The 16,586-nt window shown below is 66.5% G+C and carries 13 protein-coding genes; 2 read left to right on the forward strand and 11 right to left on the reverse strand.

Features of this window, described 5'->3' with window-relative positions; all coding sequences use genetic code 11:
• Positions 1–24: 24 nt before the first annotated feature.
• The 3 genes from AC3ENJ_RS02420 to hisS form a co-directional block, all read right to left on the reverse strand.
• Positions 25–1,218: an MFS transporter gene (locus AC3ENJ_RS02420; RefSeq protein WP_308495916.1), complete on the reverse strand. Its 1,194-nt coding sequence runs from the start codon at positions 1,216–1,218 to the stop codon at positions 25–27.
• 56 nt (positions 1,219–1,274) lie between these two features.
• Positions 1,275–3,095: an aspartate--tRNA ligase gene (gene aspS, locus AC3ENJ_RS02425; protein ID WP_431812941.1), complete on the reverse strand. Its 1,821-nt coding sequence runs from the start codon at positions 3,093–3,095 to the stop codon at positions 1,275–1,277.
• 111 nt (positions 3,096–3,206) lie between these two features.
• On the reverse strand, positions 3,207–4,562 hold the full coding sequence (gene hisS, locus AC3ENJ_RS02430; RefSeq protein ID WP_431812942.1) for a histidine--tRNA ligase: 1,356 nt from the start codon (positions 4,560–4,562) through the stop codon (positions 3,207–3,209).
• 219 nt (positions 4,563–4,781) lie between these two features.
• Here hisS and AC3ENJ_RS02435 point away from each other — a divergent pair, with 219 nt between their 5' ends.
• Entirely contained in the window at positions 4,782–6,212 is a 1,431-nt protein-coding gene (locus tag AC3ENJ_RS02435; RefSeq protein WP_431812943.1) for a DUF349 domain-containing protein, read from the forward strand.
• Between the two features lie 121 nt (positions 6,213–6,333).
• The gene (locus AC3ENJ_RS02440) at positions 6,334–6,978 is read left to right on the forward strand and encodes a hypothetical protein (RefSeq protein WP_431812944.1); all 645 of its coding nucleotides are present in this window, start codon (positions 6,334–6,336) and stop codon (positions 6,976–6,978) included.
• Here the strand turns inward: AC3ENJ_RS02440 and AC3ENJ_RS02445 are convergent.
• The 8 genes from AC3ENJ_RS02445 to AC3ENJ_RS02480 form a co-directional block, all read right to left on the reverse strand.
• Complete coding sequence (locus tag AC3ENJ_RS02445) at positions 6,957–9,368, reverse strand: RelA/SpoT family protein (protein WP_190780461.1); 2,412 nt, start codon at positions 9,366–9,368, stop codon at positions 6,957–6,959. The two genes, AC3ENJ_RS02440 and AC3ENJ_RS02445, sit on opposite strands and share 22 nt — an antisense overlap.
• 133 nt (positions 9,369–9,501) lie before the next feature.
• Entirely contained in the window at positions 9,502–10,548 is a 1,047-nt protein-coding gene (gene secF, locus AC3ENJ_RS02450) for a protein translocase subunit SecF (RefSeq protein ID WP_431812945.1), read from the reverse strand.
• Positions 10,545–12,371, reverse strand: a complete 1,827-nt coding sequence (gene secD / locus AC3ENJ_RS02455) for a protein translocase subunit SecD (RefSeq protein WP_431812946.1) — start codon at positions 12,369–12,371, stop codon at positions 10,545–10,547. The genes secF and secD overlap by 4 nt, the downstream gene beginning before the upstream one ends.
• 107 nt (positions 12,372–12,478) lie before the next feature.
• Positions 12,479–13,006 carry a preprotein translocase subunit YajC gene (gene yajC / locus AC3ENJ_RS02460; protein ID WP_431812947.1) on the reverse strand — a complete coding sequence of 176 codons (528 nt, stop codon included), beginning with the start codon at positions 13,004–13,006 and terminating at the stop codon, positions 12,479–12,481.
• 192 nt (positions 13,007–13,198) lie between these two features.
• Positions 13,199–14,305 carry a Holliday junction branch migration DNA helicase RuvB gene (ruvB, locus tag AC3ENJ_RS02465; RefSeq protein ID WP_190780464.1) on the reverse strand — a complete coding sequence of 369 codons (1,107 nt, stop codon included), beginning with the start codon at positions 14,303–14,305 and terminating at the stop codon, positions 13,199–13,201.
• Positions 14,305–14,949, reverse strand: coding sequence for a Holliday junction branch migration protein RuvA (ruvA, locus tag AC3ENJ_RS02470; protein WP_431812948.1), 645 nt, complete (start codon positions 14,947–14,949; stop codon positions 14,305–14,307). Before ruvA ends, ruvB begins: the two co-directional genes overlap by 1 nt.
• 145 nt (positions 14,950–15,094) lie before the next feature.
• Positions 15,095–15,766, reverse strand: a complete 672-nt coding sequence (gene ruvC, locus AC3ENJ_RS02475) for a crossover junction endodeoxyribonuclease RuvC (RefSeq protein ID WP_190780466.1) — start codon at positions 15,764–15,766, stop codon at positions 15,095–15,097.
• Between the two features lie 7 nt (positions 15,767–15,773).
• Complete coding sequence (locus AC3ENJ_RS02480) at positions 15,774–16,535, reverse strand: YebC/PmpR family DNA-binding transcriptional regulator (RefSeq protein WP_190780467.1); 762 nt, start codon at positions 16,533–16,535, stop codon at positions 15,774–15,776.
• Positions 16,536–16,586 lie beyond the last annotated feature (51 nt).

A 16,586-nucleotide genomic window follows, 5' to 3' on the forward strand; every position in this document is an offset into this window, starting at 1 on the left:
TGCGCGGTGGGCGTGTGCCCGAGCCTACTCCTGGACGGTGCGATCGGGGTCGCCGCGGTCCTCCAGAAAACGACGGCGCCCCGTCAACAACACGCCGGTCGTCAGCGCGAGCAACATGAGCCACAGGTAACCGAACGAGGTCCACCACGACCCGCCCCACGTGAACAGCACGCCGAAGATCAGCGGTCCGACACAACCCGCCAGATACCCCGCGCCCTGCCCGAATCCGGAAAGGGCGCCCGCACCGGCCGTGGTGCGCGTGCGTGCATTGATGAGCGTGAGCGCCAACGGGAAGGAGGCCTGCGCGAGTCCGAAGATCGTGATCCACACCCACACGGTGTCCAGGGGGCCCCAGTGCGCGGTGGGCCACAGCAACAGCCCCAGGTAACCCAGCGCGTACAGGGCCACGGCGGTGAGCCCCAGCCCGGTGGTCCGCGCCACGCGCCGCACCATCAGCGGCACCACCAGGCTCACCGGGATGCCCAGAATCGCGTAGTAGGAGAGCATGAGCCCGGCCTGGTGCTCGGTGAACCCGTAGCTGGTGATCACGCGCGGTAACCACGTGAACATCGAGAACGTGTTGGACGAGGTACCCACGAACAGCAACACGAGCCCCCACCCGATCGGTGATCGCCACGGCTTGACCGGCGCTCGCGCCGCGTCCGGAACCACCGACGACGCCGCTCGCGCACCGTCGCGGCGCACGCTCACCCACATGAGCAACCACGGCACGAAAGCGGCCAGCGAGAAGATCGCCCACGAGCCGATCGAGAAACGCCACCCGGCGGCGTCGGCCAGCGGCACCGCGAAGAACGGGGCGGCCGCGGTGGACAAGCCCAGGAGCATGGAATAAATCGCGGTGAGCGGAGCAATGTGATTGCGGAAGTACTTCTTGATGATGGGCGGGAGCGTGACGTTACCGATCCCCAGCCCGATCATGATCAGCAGGGAGAAACCCAAAAACGGTGCGGGGGCCGAGCTGGCGGCGCGGGCGATCAGGCCCACGGCCGCGAGGGCACTGGCAAGGGTGAGCAATGCTTCCAGGCTGACCCGGCGCATTGCGGCGGCCGTCAAGAATCCCGTGAGAGCGAACCCGAAGGTGGGCATCATGGCCAGCACACCGGTGGAGACCGCGTCCAGCGCCACGTCTTCCCGCACGCGGTCCAACACGGGTGACACCCCGGACACCGCGAGTCGCAGGGAGAAGGCGGACAGCACAATGCCGGCCAGGGCAATCAGGCCCCGGCCGGCAACACTGCTGCGACGCGTGCGTGCTACTGGGAATCGCCCTTCGTGCCGGCCTCGTCCTGGGCGGACTTCTCGGCCTTGTGGCCCTTGGGCTCGGGCTTGGCGTCCACGCCGGCTTCCTTGCGCTGCTGCGCCGTGATGGGGGCGGGAGCCGCGGTCAACGGGTCGTAGCCGTTACCGGTCTTGGGGAAGGCGATCACGTCGCGGATGGACTCGGTGCCGGCCAGCAGTGCCACCACGCGGTCCCACCCGAAGGCGATGCCGCCGTGCGGGGGTGCGCCGAACTGGAAGGCGTCCAGCAGGAAGCCGAACTTCTCCTGGGCTTCCTCCTGGGACAGGCCCATCACGCGGAACACGCGGTCCTGCACGTCGCGGCGGTGGATACGGATGGAACCGCCGCCGATCTCGTTGCCGTTGCACACGATGTCGTAGGCGTAGGCCAGGGCGTCACCCGGGTTGGTGTCGAACGTGTCGAGGAACTCGGGCTTGGGCGAGGTGAACGCGTGGTGCACCGCCGTCCAGGCACCGGAACCCACGGCCACGTCACCCGATTCCACGGCGTCGGCGGCGGGTTCGAACAGCGGGGCGTCCACGATCCACACGAAGGCCCAGGCGGCGTCGTCGATCAGGCCGGTGCGGTGACCGATCTCGACGCGCGCGGCGCCGAGCAGCGCGCGGGAGGACTTGGGCTCACCGGCGGCGAAGAAGACGCAATCGCCCTCCTTGGCGCCGACGGCCTCGGCAAGCCCGGCCTTCTCCTCGTCGGAGATGTTCTTGGCCACGGGACCGGTGATCTCGCCGTCTTCCTTGAACAGCATGTACGCCAGTCCGCGAGCGCCGCGCTGCTTGGCCCATTCCTGCCAGGCATCGAGCTGACGGCGCGGCTGGGAGGCACCGCCGGGCATGACCACGGCACCCACGTACGGAGCCTGGAACACGCGGAACGGGGTGTCCTTGAAGTACTCGGTGAGGTCGGTGAGCTTGAGATCGAACCGCAGATCCGGTTTGTCCGTGCCGTAATCGGCCATGGCCTGCGCGTAGGTCATGCGCCGGATGGGCGTGGGGATCTCCACGTCGATCAGTGACCACAGGGCCTTCACAATGGACTCGCCCAGGGCAATGATGTCGTCCTCCTCGACAAAGGAGGCCTCGACGTCCAGCTGGGTGAATTCGGGCTGGCGGTCCGCACGGAAGTCCTCGTCGCGGTAGCAGCGGGCGATCTGGAAGTACTTCTCGATGCCACCCACCTGCAGCAACTGCTTGAACAGCTGCGGGGACTGCGGCAGCGCGTACCACGAGCCCGGCGAGAGCCGGGCCGGGACCACGAAGTCACGGGCACCCTCCGGGGTGGAGCGGGTCAGCGTGGGGGTTTCGACCTCCAGGAAACCCTGGTCGTGGAGGAGGTTGCGGGCCACGCGGTTGACCTCGGAGCGCAGGCGCATGATGCGTGCGGGCTCGGGGCGGCGCAGATCCAGGTAGCGGTACTTGAGTCGCGCTTCCTCACCGACCTCCACGTGCTCGTCGATCTGGAACGGCAGTGCCGCGGAGGTGTTGAGCACGGTGAGCTCCTCGACCATGACCTCGACCTCACCGCTGGGCAGGTTCGGGTTCTCGTTGCCCTCGGGGCGGCGCTCGACCGTGCCGGTGACCTGCAGAACGAACTCGTTGCGCAGCTGATGGAACTCGGCCTCGTCCCGCACCACGATCTGCGCCACGCCGCTGGCATCGCGCAAGTCCACGAACGCCACCCCACCGTGGTCACGGCGGCGGTCCACCCAACCGGCCAACGTGACCGTTTCGCCGGTGTTCCGGGCGCTCAATGATCCGAGTTCATGCGTTCGCAGCAAGAAATATCCACCTTTTCGTGTCTGGGGTGTTGGCTCGACCGGCGCGTTCGCCGGCCGATGGGCCGGACGCGGCTCGGTGGCCGGGTGAGTTTGGTTGAAAGTCTACAAGTCTCAGGGGGTCCGGGTCGCGTGGACCGTGGGGTGCACGTCCTCCCGCGGGGGCTGCCAGGCCGTGGGATCCGCGGTGATCTGCTCCCCCGATCGGATGTCCTTGACCTCGTGCGTGACACTGCCGTCTTCCTGGGCGGTCGAGAACCACACGAACGGAATGCCCCGGCGCTCGGCATAGCGGATCTGCTTGCCGAACTTCTGGGGCGACGCCGCCACTTCCGTTGCGATGCCACGGGCACGCAGCTGCCCGGCCACGTCCTGGGCGGCGGACCAGGATTCGTCATCGTTGAGCGCCACGAGCACCGCGGACGGGACCGCACGCGACGCCGTGGCCATGTTCTGCGACAGGATGCGGGTGACCAGGCGGGTCACCCCGATGGACAGGCCCACACCGGGGAAGTTCTTCTTACCCGTCGAGGCCAGGGATTCGTAGCGACCGCCGGAGCACACCGAGCCCAGTTGTTCGTGACCCACGAGCACCGTTTCGTACACGGTGCCGGTGTAGTAGTCCAGACCGCGCGCGATCGAGAGGTCCGCATTGACCTTGCCGGGTGCACGGCGGGCGGCCTCGCCCACCACCTCGGCGAGTTCGGCCAGGCCCTCCTCCAGCAGGTCGTTGCGCACGCCCAGGGCACGCACCTGCGCCACGAAGGACGTGTCCTCGGTGCGGATACTCGCAAGATCCAGGGCAGACGCCGCTTGCTCGGCAGTCGCGCCCACGTTCGCCTGCAGATTCGCGCTCACGGCCTCGCGGCCGATCTTCTCGAGCTTGTCGATCTCACGCAGCACCGCGGGTGCGTCGTCCAGGCCGATGCCGCGGTAGAACCCCTCGGCGAGCTTGCGGTTGTTCACGCGCAGCACGAACGGCGGGATGGGCAACCGGGACAGCGCCTCGATCATGACCAGGGCCAGTTCCACGTCGTAGCGGAAGGCCAGAGTGCCGTCGCCCACCACGTCGATGTCGGCCTGGGTGAACTCGCGGGCGCGACCCTCCTGCGGGCGCTCACCGCGCCACACTTTTTGAATCTGGTAGCGGCGGAACGGGAACGTCAGGTACCCGTTGTTCTCCACCACGTAGCGGGCGAAGGGTACGGTCAGGTCGAAGTGCAGCGCGAGCGCGCCCTCCCGGGGAGACTTCTCGTCCTCGTCCTGTTGCAGCCGGGACACGCCGTAGACCTCTTTGTCGATCTCGCCCTTGCGCAGCAACTGCTCCACCGTTTCCACGGCGCGGGTCTCAATGGAGGAGAAGCCGTGCAGTTCGAACGTGCGGCGCAGTTCGTCCAGGACGTGTTGCTCCACGATCCGCTCTTCCGGAAGCCATTCGGGGAAACCGGACAGGGATGTGGTGCGGGCCATGGATGAGTTCTCCTCGGTGCGAAAGCGGGGTCTCGGCGTACGGTGCGGGACCTGGTCATGCAAAGGCCCCGAGCGGCGTCGTGGTGTGTGGTGCCATTCTAGGCCGCTGTGGTCGATAGGATGGCCGTATCGATGACCGATTCCACGCGCCGTGTGACCAACCCCCCGCATTCCGGGGCCTCCCCACACGGTCGTGGACGTGGAGAGAGAGTTATAGCGGTGACAGAACGTCCTGAATCCGACGACCGGGCCCGGACCTCCGAGGCGGTCCCCGTGCCCGCTCCCCCGGCGCGCCCTGCCAAGCCCGCCGCCCCCGCCACACCGGTGGCCCCGGCACCACCGGCCCCGTCCGCTGCGCCCCAGGAAACGGCCAAGCCCGCCCTGGCCACCCCGGAATCCGTGGCGCGCGCCAAGCAGCACGGCCGCGCGGACGAGAACGGCACCGTGTACGTGAGCGTGGCCGGCCAGGTGTACGAGTGCGGCCAGTTCCCGAACGCGACCGAGGATGAGGCCATTGCCTACTTCGCGCGCAAATTCGACGACGCCGAGGCCCAGGTCGGCCTGCTCGAACAACGACTTGCCGCCAAGGCCCCCACCACGGACATGCGCAAGACCGTGGCACACGTGCGCGAGCAGGTAGCCGCCCACGGCATGGTGGGCGATCTGGCCGGGCTGTCCGCACGCCTGGACGCCCTGGACGTCTCCATTGGGCAGGCGGAGGTCCGCGAGAAGCAAGAGCAGCAACGAGCCAGGGCCGAGCAGCTGGCGCACCGTACGGCCATAGTGGAGGCCGCGGAAAAAGTTGCCGGCCAGGATCCCGAGAAGACCCAGTGGAAGCACTCCTCGGAACGCATGGGTGAACTTTTCGACCAGTGGAAGGCGCACCAGCGTTCGGGCGTGCGGCTCTCCAAGTCCGACGAGGAGTCCTTGTGGAAACGGTTCCGCAAGGCCCGCACCACGTTCGATCGCCACCGTAAGGCGTTCTTCTCCAAACTGGACGAGACCAACGCTAAGGCCAAGCGCGCCAAGGAGGCGCTGATCGCCGAGGCTGAGGCGCTGTCGGGCTCCACCGATTGGGGACCCACCGCCTCCAAGTACCGCGACCTCATGGATCGTTGGAAGGCCTCGCCCCGCGCGTCCCGCAAGGACGACGACGCCCTGTGGTCCCGTTTCCGCGCCGCCCAGGACGTGTTCTTCAATGCGCGCAAGGCCGCCAACGAGCAGATCGACCACGAGTTCGAGGCGAACCTGGTGGTCAAGGAGCAACTGCTCAAGGAGGCGCAGCAGATCCTTCCCGTGAAGAACCTCGATCAGGCGAAGAAGGACCTCGCGGCGGTACAGGCTCGCTGGGAGGAAGCCGGTAAGGTTCCGCGCGCGCACATGCGCCGGGTGGAGAACGAACTGCGCGCCGTCGAAGACGCCGTCAAGAAGGCCGAGGACGATCAGTGGCGCCGCTCCGACCCCGAGACCAAGGCCCGCTCCAACTCCATGTTGACGCAGCTCGAGAACAAGATCGCCGATCAGCGGTCCGCGATCGAGGCCGCTCGCGCCTCCGGCAACGAGAAGAAGGCCGCCGGCCTCGAAAAGGACCTCGCCACGAGCGAGCAGTGGTTGGCCACCCTGCAAGCCTCGGCGTCCGAACTGAACTGAGCGCAACTCGGCGCGCGGGGTGAACCGAGCGCTCTGCACACCGAACGGGGATCACCGGGGTTGTCCACAACCGGGGTGATCCCCGTTTCGTTGCCCCCCGACCATCGGGTCTGATGGGGTCATGACTGCACCGCGGCCGCTGAGCCCCGATTCCACCCATCCGCGGCCACCCGGCGCGGGATATTTTCGGGTACTGCGTCCGGGTGATCCCTTCAGCGGCGGTGAGCTGACGGCAATGGTCGCGGACGGGATCCTCCGCAGGGTCGTCCTGGATGCGCATGTGCCCGTGGGTGTCGCGCTCACTCGGGCCACCAAGGTCCGAGTCCTGCGAGCGGTCATCCCCCGGCATCTGCAGCGCCGGGGCGTGCTGGGGAGATTGGGGGCCGCGTGGTTCTACGACTGCGCCGCCGTCCCGGATCCATTGCCGATCCTCGTGGCCAAGGACGCCCGGACGACCACCACGCTCCCGCAGGGGTTCAGCCTGCACCAGACCGTTTTCAACGCCTTCGATCGCGTGTCCCACGAGGCCATGTCGGTCACCAGCCCGCTGCGCACCGCGGTGGACGTGGCGCTGCATGTTCCCACACCGGAGGGCACCCGGGCGTTGCACTGGCTCATGGCGTCACCGCACCTGCATTGCCCACCCGAACTCGTCCTGGCGGCCTTGGACGCCGTGGGGAAGAAACCGGGACGTCGACAGGCCCTGGCCCGTGTGCGGAAAGTGGGGCGAGCGGTGGAACGCGGTTACGAGGCGACCGGGCGGTGACCAGAGGTGCGATACACGTCGTACACGCCGTCGATGCGGCGCACTTGATTGAGCACGTGCTCCAGGTAACGGGTATCGCCCATTTCGAACGAGAACCGGGAGATGGCCAACCGGGATCGTGAGGTGTGCACCTGCGCGGAGAGGATGTTCACGTGGTTCTCGGACAGCACCCTGGTGACGTCGAGCAGCAGTGAATGCCGGTCGAGTGCTTCCACCTGGATCTCCACCAGGAACAGCGAGGACTGGGTGGGAGCCCAGCTGACTTCCTTGACGCGCGGATCATCATTGGCCACCAGTGTCTTCATGTTGTTGCAGTCCTTGCGGTGCACGGAGATTCCCGCGCCGCGGGTCACGAAGCCCACGATCTCATCCGGGGGCACCGGGGTGCAGCAGCGAGCCAACTTCACGTACACGTCGGACATGCCCTGGACCACTACGCCGGAATCGGACACGGTGGCCCGGGCGGGCGCGGTGACCTTGGTGGTTTCGGCGAAATCCTCTTCCGTCCCCTCCGCGCCGCCGTGATGCTCGATGAGCTTCTCCACGACCTGTTGGGCGTTGACCGTGTCACTTCCGATGGCCTCGTAGAGGGCTGCAACGTCCGAGCGGTTGAAGTCCTGGGCCACCGAGACGAGCGACTCGTGGGTCACCGTGCGTTGCAGCGGCAGGTGGTGCTTGCGCAGCGCTCGGGTGAGCAGGTCCTTGCCCCGTTCAATGGCCTCCTCGCGGCGTTCCTTGGAATACCACTGCCGGATCTTGGTGCGCGCCCGCGGGGATCCCACGAACTTGAGCCAATCCTGTGACGGGGAGGCGGATTCGGATTTGGAGGTCAGGATCTCGACCCGGTCACCGTGTTGCAGTTTGGACGACAGCGGCACCAGTTTGCCGTTGACCCGGGCGCCGATCGTGTGGTTACCCACCTCGGTGTGCACTGCATAGGCGAAGTCCACCGGGGTGGAACCCGTGGGCAGGGCCATGACCTCACCCTTGGGTGTGAAGACGTACACCTCCGCGGTGTTGATCTGGTAGCGCAGTGAATCCAGGAAGTCCGAGGAGTCTTTGGCTTCCTCCTGCCACGAGACCAGGGAACTCAACCAGTTGAGCTCTCCCGCCTTGGCCTTGGGGGTGGCCGAATTGGCCTGGTTGACCTGGTTCTTGTACTTCCAGTGGGCGGCCACACCGTATTCGGCGCGGTGGTGCATCTCGTGGGTGCGGATCTGGATCTCCACCGGGCGTCCGTGAGGGCCGATCACGGTGGTGTGCAGCGACTGGTACATGTTGAACTTGGGCATCGCGATGTAGTCCTTGAACCGCCCCGGGAGGGGGCTCCACGTCGCGTGCAGCACGCCGAGTGCGGCATAACACTCACGTACCGAGTTCACGAGCACGCGGGCGGCCTGGAGATCGTGGATCTCGTCGAAATCCTTCCCCCGCACGATCATTTTCTGGTAAATCGAGTAGTAGTGCTTGGGGCGGCCGGTGATCGTGGCGTCAATGCCGGACTTGTCCAGTTCCTGGGCGATCAACCCGCGGATCGTGGCCAGATTCCGTTCGCGTTCCGGCGTGCGCTCCCCCACCATGCGGACGATTTCCTCGTAGACCTTGGGGTACAGGGCGGAGAAGGAAAGGTCCTCGAGCTCCCACTTGATCGTGTTCATGCCCAGGCGATGGGCGAGCGGCGCGAAGATCTCCAGGGTTTCACGAGCCTTCTTGGACGAGGACGAGGAGGACACGAACCGCCAGGTTCGCGCGTTGTGCAACCGGTCCGCGAGCTTGATCACGAGCACGCGGATGTCCTTGGCCATGGCCACGATCATCTTGCGCACGGTTTCTGCCTGGGCGTTCTCGCCGTACTGGATCTTGTCCAGCTTGGTCACACCGTCCACGAGCACGGCGACCTCTTCACCGAAGTCCCGGGTCAGTTGCTCGAGGGAGTAGTCGGTGTCCTCCACGGTGTCGTGCAGCAGCCCCGCCACCAGGGTGGCGCCCGTCATGCCCAGTTCAGCGAGGATGGTGGTGACCGCCACCGGGTGGGTGATGTAGGGATCCCCGGACTTGCGCTTTTGTCCCTCATGGTAGGAATCCGCCACGGCGAACGCGCGTTCCAGGACATCCAGGTCCTCATCCGGATGCGTGGCGCTCACGCTGCGCAGTAACGGGACCAGGATGGGCGAGCGGGGCACGGACTCTCCCGTCAAGGCTGAGAGCGTGGACCGGGTGCGTTCGCTACGGCCCGGGAACACGGCCCGTCCGAAAACGGGGCGGGAGGCCGGCAGGACAAAGTGGGTTCCCGCCGTTTCGATCCTGGAACTCGCGGGCACCACCGATGTCTCCGGGTCGTTGGCCGGCTTGGAATTCTTTGCGCTCTGAGCGTCCGACTCTGTCGTCATGGTTCCACAGCCTCCTCACGGATCACCGCTGGCCGGGACGGGTTCGTGGCGCCCGGTGCGCTAATCAACCAAGTCTAGTAGCACGCCCCCGCGCCGAACGGTACGGGGGCGAGTGTAACGCATGCGCGGCCAGCTACTCGCGCGGGCCGGCCTGTACCGGGTCGGAGCTGACGGGCGCGCCGTCGGTCCGGCGCGCGTCCAGGACCTGACGTTCCTGATCGCGCACCGCGGGTTCGAGCCCGCGCAACCACGAGTACATGGGCGCCGCCACGAACAGGGTGGCCACCGTGCCCACGATGATGCCCACGAACAATGACAGTGACAGGTCCTTGAGCGTGCCGGCGCCCAGCAAGTACGCCCCGATGAACAGGATTGCGCCCACGGGAATGATCCCCACCACGGACGTGTTGATGGACCGCACCAGGGTTTGGTTGACGGCCAGGTTGACCTGCTCCGAGAACGTGCGTTTGGCTCGTTCCTCCGGCGCGGCACCGCCCAGAAGCCCCTTGGTGTTCTCGCGCACCTTGTCGAAGACCACCACCGAGTCGTACAGCGAGTACGACAACACGGTCAGGAAGCCGATCACCGCGGACGGCGTGACTTCGAACCCGACCAGGGAGTACACCCCGGCGGTGATCACGATGGTGGCCAGCATGGCAGCGACCGCGGACACGGACATCTTCCACGTGCGGAAGTACAGCGCCATGAGCACCGTGGCCAGCAGGACGAAGACCAGCAGACCCCACAGGGCCTGTTGCGTCACCCCCTGACCCCACGTGGGACCCACGAAGTTGGAGGTCACCTGGTCGTCGGTGGCGCCGTAGGCGTCCTGCAAGGCGTCTTTCACGGCCAGGGTCTGATCGTCATCGAGCTGTTCGGTCTGCACTCGCATGGTGCCCGGCGCAATATTGGTCACGGACACCCCTCCGGTGTCCGAGGAGTCCGCGACCGCTCGCTCGCCGGGCTGGACGTCCGTGTTCTCAACACCCGAGACCGTGAATTCGGAGCCGCCGGTGAAGTCGATACCGAGATTGAATCCGCCCTTGAGCACGGGGATCAGCATGGACACCAGCACCAGCCCCAAGGCCAGGGACAACCACAGCTTGCGCTTGCCGACGAACGGGTACGAGGTACGGCCGCTGTGCAGGTCGTTACCGAAGCGTGCAAGTCGGTTGCTCATCGGGTGCTCCCTTCCGTCAAGGCGGTCTGGTCCACGGCGCTGGAACCGCCGGATCCGGCGGGCCCGTCTCCGGCGGCCTTCTGTCGACGACGCCGCTCGGCGATCGTCAGCCCGTCGCTGTCCTCGGGGCTGCGGATGCGGCCCGCGCCGCGGTACAGCGGGACGGCGTCCAACGCTTCAGGATCCAGGCCCGAATTCTTCGCGCCACCGCCGAAGTAGCGGGTACGCGTGAGCAGCACCATGATCGGGTGGGTGAAGAGGAACACCACGAGCAGGTCCGCGATCGCGGTCAAACCCAGGGTGAACGCGAAACCCCGCACGTTGCCCACGGCCACGAAGTACAACACGACCGCGGCGAGGAGGTTCACGGCCTTGGCCGCGAGCACGGTCTGCCGGGCGCGCTGCCAGCCGTGGTCCACCGCGGCGGGAATGCTTCTGCCCGCCCGGATCTCATCCCTGATGCGTTCGAAGTACACGATGAACGAGTCCGCGGTCTGCCCGATCGCCACGATCAGGCCGGCCACACCCGCCAGCGACAGGCGATAATTGGCGCTCCACCCCAGCAGCGTGATGGCGAAGTAGGTGATCAGACCCGCCACGAGCAGTGAGGAGATGGTCACCAGTCCGAGCCAGCGGTACTGGAACAGGGAATACACGCACACCAATGCCAGTCCCACGAGACCGGCAATGATACCCATCCGCAACTGGTTGCTGCCGAGGGTCGCGGAGATCTGCTGTTCCGACTGGATGCTGAAGCTCACCGGCAGCGCACCGTACTTGAGCTGCTCGGAGAGGAATTGCGCCTCGTCCTCGGTGAAGGATCCGGTGATCTGTGCGCTGCCGTCGGTGATCACGGCGTTCATGGACGGGGCGGAGATCACCGTGCCGTCCAGCAGGATCGCGAACTGGGACCGGGGGTCACCCTGCTGGGACTGCCCGATCTGATACAGGCGTTCGGAAAGTTCCTTGAAGGTCTCGGTGCCCTCGGCATTGAACTGCAGGTTCACGGCGAACTGCCCCGTGGACATGCCCTGCTGGTTGGTTGCGGTGCCGTAGGAGGCATCATCGATGTCCGTGCCGGGGATCTCCAGCGGACCAAGAATGTACTTGGTGTTGTTCGCCGGGTCGCAGGAGACAATGGCCTTGTCAGGATCCTGCGCCTTGCGTTCCTCCTGGGGTCGCTGCGCGGAACAGTCAAGGGCCTCGAACTGCGTGACGAGATCGGGTGTCACCCAGTTGGGATCCGAGGAGTTCGTGGGCTCGGCATCCGGGTTCGGAATGTCCTTGAGGGGTGTGCGCTGCTCCTCGGGAGTGGGCGCGCCCTCCGCCGTGGTGATCACGGGCCGGAACGCCATTTGGGCGGAGGTCTGAATCAAGTCACGGGTTTCGGCGGAGGGAACTCCGGGCATGGACACCACAATGTTGGACCCGGACTGCGTGCTGATCTCGGCCTCGGAGACACCCGTACCGTCCACGCGCTGACGAATGATCTCCACGGCCTGATCGAGTTGCTCTTGGGTGATCTCCTGGCCGTTTTGAGCTGCCTGCAGCTCCGGAGACAGCACCATTTGTGTGCCGCCCTCGAGGTCCAGGGCCAATTTGGGGGCCCACCCGGTGCGGTCGGTGGTGACCCCGTAGATCAGGATCGCCGCCAGGGCAAGGGTGATCACCGCGAGCGCGGCCAGGCCGCGTTTGGCCGCTGTTAGGGCCGCGTTCGATCCCGATTTCACCGATCTGGGCGCGCGGGTCGGTGGCGCTTGGGGGGTGGGTTTCTGTGACTCTTCGGGTTCCGATGTGTCCGAAGTGCCCTTACGTGATGCCATGTCTGCCCTTCATCAACGCACGGTTGGTGTGGCCGCCGAGTACGCCGCACCTGGGTCCGGTCATGAGAAACGGGCCGATGCTCTCGGCCCGTGACTCACGCATGTGTTCAGTTGGTGTCGTTATCGCGGCGGTTGTCGCGCCACGTGCCGCTCTGAGCGTCGTGTCCCGGGACGTTGTCGCCCGCGGCGGGATCGCCGGGGACCGCGTCACCGGGCAGATCGTGCTCGCCATCAGCCACGCTGTCGGATGCGGTTCCCGCGGCCGTGGAACCGTCACCGTCAACGGTGGCACCCTGCGCGAGCGCTGCGTTCTGGGTGGCTGGGTCGTCGAGAATGGTGGTCACGGTCTGGGTGTGCACGGTCACCGAGGTTCCCGGGGAGACTTCCAGGACCGCCTTATTCTCGTCCCGGTCGATCGACAGAACGGTTCCGTAGAGACCAAAGCTGGTCATCACCCGGGTACCGGGTTCCATGGTCGACTGCTTGGCCTTGATCTGGGCCTGAGCCTTCTTCTGGCGACGCATGGGCAGCCACAGCAGCAACACCATCACCACGAGCATGACGGGAAGGAACCATGCGGTTCCGCCGCCTCCTGACTGCTGGGCCTGGGCAAGAAGTTGCGCGGAGAGAATCACGAAGTTCCGTTCTGTAGACGATGTTCACGGCTGAGTGACCGCAGTTACCGTGGGGGTTCACCGCCGTCATCACAAGGATCCGACCAAGTGTAGGTGATCCAGCTGGTGGCCCGCTGAACCGTGACGCCTCCGCAGCCTGTCCGCCCACCCCGGGGCCAGCGGGCCCGCCCCGTGGGGGCAGGTGCGAGCCGGTCAGAACGCGGTGGGTTGCTCCTGCTCCGGGGGCTCGGTGGCCAGTGCGGTGCGCAGGGCGGGGTCCTTGAAGGCGGCGTGGTCGGGCACGTTGAGACCCAGGTGCTCCCACGCCGCGGCCATGGCGATGCGTCCGCGCGGGGTGCGCCCCAACAATCCCTCGCGCACGAGGAACGGTTCGGCCACGGTTTCCACCGTTTCGGTTTCCTCGCCCACCGCGATGGCCAACGTGGACAAACCCACCGGCCCCCCGTTGAACTTGCTGACCAGGGCGGAAAGGACATTCCGATCCAGGCGGTCCAGTCCCCTGGCATCCACCTCGTACATGTCCAGGGCGGCGCCGGCGGTGCGCGCATCGATCCGGTCCACCCCGTGCACCAGCGCCCAGTCACGGACGCGGCGCAGCAACCGGTTGGCGATGCGCGGGGTGCCGCGGGACCGAGAGGCCACTTCGTAGAATCCCTCGGAAGTCATGTTCAGGTCCAGCAGGCCCGCCGAGCGACGCAACACCAGTTCCAGTTCCGGAACCGAGTAGAACTCCAAGTGGCCGGTGAAGCCGAACCGGTCGCGCAGCGGTCCCGGAAGCAGACCAGCGCGCGTTGTCGCGCCCACCAGGGTGAACGGCGGCAGGTCCAATGGGATGGATGTGGCGCCGGCGCCCTTACCGACCACGATGTCCACGCGGAAGTCCTCCATGGCCATGTACAGCATTTCCTCGGCCGGCCGGGACATCCGGTGGATCTCGTCCAGGAACAGCACCTCGCCTTGGGTCAGTGAGGACAGAATGGCCGCGAGATCCCCGGCGTGTTGAATCGCCGGGCCGGAGGAGATCCGCAGGGGAACGTCCAATTCCTGGGCAATGATCATGGCCAGGGTGGTTTTACCCAGACCCGGAGGCCCCGACAGCAGGACATGGTCCGCGGTGCGCCCGCGCAACTTGGAGGCTTCCAGGACGAGGGACAGCTGGGCGCGCACGCGCTTCTGCCCCACGAAGTCGTCCAGGGTGCCCGGGCGTAAACTCGCTTCGAGCTGCTGATCGTCCAGGTCCCCCTCGGCACCGACCAGTCTCTGGTGTCCCTGCGCGGCACCGCGCTCCTCGAAAGCCATCAGGACCATCCTCGACCGTGTGCGTGACTTGTGCCCTTGGCGGTTCCCAGCCAGGACAGGACCGCCCGCAGGATCTCGGCAACGTTGCCGGTGTCCGCCAATTCGGGTTGCATTTCCAGTGCGTCGTCGATGCCGCGGATCGCGTCCTTCTCGCTCCACCCCAGACCCACAAGAGCACTCATGACCTGTTCGCGCCACACCTGCACCTGGGGCTGGACGGCCGCGGTCTGCTGTGGCTCCGGAAGAACGAGCTTGTCCGCCAGTTCCAACACGATTCGGCGGGCGGATTTGGGGCCGATTCCCGGGACGACGGTGAAGGCCTTGTCGTCCCCGGTGGCAATGGCACGCCGGGTCTCCTCCGGACCGAGAACGGAGACCGCGGCCAACGCGGTGCGCGGCCCCACGCCGGAGACGCCGAGCATGACGGTGAAGACCTCCTTCTCGTCCGCTCCCGCGAAACCGAACAGCAGGGGGGCTTCGTCCTTGCGCGCGATATAGGCGGTGTGTAAGTGCACGGTGGATCCCGTGCGCAGACCCGCCAGGGTGTGTGGGCTGGCCTGGATCTCGATCCCGAAACCGGAGACCTCAATGACCGCCTGCGCGGCGCCCACAAAACGCACCTCACCGGACACCGAAGCAATCACAGGGCGGCTCCCGTCACGCGGGATGTCCCCGCCATGGATTCGAACATGTATACGAACTGCAGCACGGCCTCACTCTAACAACTCCCACCGACTCGCACAGCGCGCACCGCCTTCCCGGGCCGCGTCATCGGCGGAACCAGCCGGATCAGCGGCGCGGTGAACGGGCGGCCCGGGGGGCCTTCGGTTGACGAGCCGCCGCCTCGGCCCGTTTCCACGCTTGCTGCGCCGGGGTCAGCCCGGAGGCCCGGGCGGAGGAGGGCTGAGAGCCCGAATGCGTGGACGTTTTGGCCGCCGCATTCATGCCGGCCATGCCGCCGCGCCAACCGTGGCACACCGCCAGAGCCAGCGCGTCCGCGGCGTCGGCGGGTCGCGGGGGTGCATCCAATCGGAGGATCCGGACCACCATGCGATTCACCGATTCCTTGTCCGCCCCGCCGTCCCCGGTGACCGCCGCCTTGACCTCGGACGGGGTGTGCCATGCCACCGGGATCCCACGCCGCGCCGCGGCGGCGATGACCACACCGGTGGCCTGGGCCGTGCCCACCACGGTGGGCGCGTTGTTCTGAGCGAACACCCGCTCGACCGCCACGACGTCCGGTGCGAACCGCTCCATGAGCGACTCGGCCGCCGTCATGATGGCCAACACGCGATCCTCGAGGGCTTCATGCGCCTTGGTGCCGTTGACCTCCACATGGACGAACGTTCCCGTGCGGTTGGCCGCCATGTCCACCACCGCGAAGCCACAACGGGTCAGCCCCGGGTCCACGGCAAGAATGCGCTGCCCCGGGGCCGATCCGCCGTCCGACGTGTGTGCCATGGGACTCTCAGTCCTCGTCTTCGAGCTCCGCCAGTACGGACTCCGGGATGTCGGCGTTCGAGTAGACGTTCTGCACGTCGTCGAGCTCTTCCACCGCGTCCACGAGCTTGAGAAACTTCTTGGCGCCCTCGGCGTCCAGATCCACCTTCATGGTGGGCCGGAACTGGGGGTCGTCGTTGTTGTAATCCAGTCCGGACTCGTCGAGGGCCTTTCGGATCTCGGGCAGGTCGGTGGCCTCACTGACGACTTCGAAGACCTCTGATTCCTCGATGACCTCGTCCGCGCCGGCGTCGAGCACGGCCATCAGAACGTCGTCCTCGGTGAGACCGTCGGTCTTGGCCACCTCGACCACGCCCTTGCGTTCGAAGAGGTAGGCGACGGAACCGGAATCCGCCATGGTCCCACCGTGGCGGGTCACCGCAACGCGCACCTCCGAGGCCGCCCGGTTCTTGTTGTCCGTCAGGCACTCGATGTACAGCGCGGTGCCCTGGGGGCCGCGAGCTTCGTACAGGATCTCCGAGTAGTCGATGGTCTCACCGGTCAGGCCGGCGCCACGCTTGACGGCGCGATCGATGTTGTCGTTGGGCACGGAGTTCTTCTTGGCCTTGGACACGGCCAACTCCAGTGCCGGGTTACCGGCGGTGTCCGCGCCACCCATGCGAGCGGCGACCTCAATACCCTTGATGTACTTGGCGAACGCCTTGGCACGTTTGGCGTCGATTGCGGCCTTCTTGTGCTTGGTCGTGGCCCATTTGGAGTGACCTGACATGGAGTTCCTCCTAGGAAGTCTGTGTGCCCGGTGAAGCTGGTCCGGGTCTGG

This window comes from Kocuria sp. cx-455 (assembly GCF_057707085.1).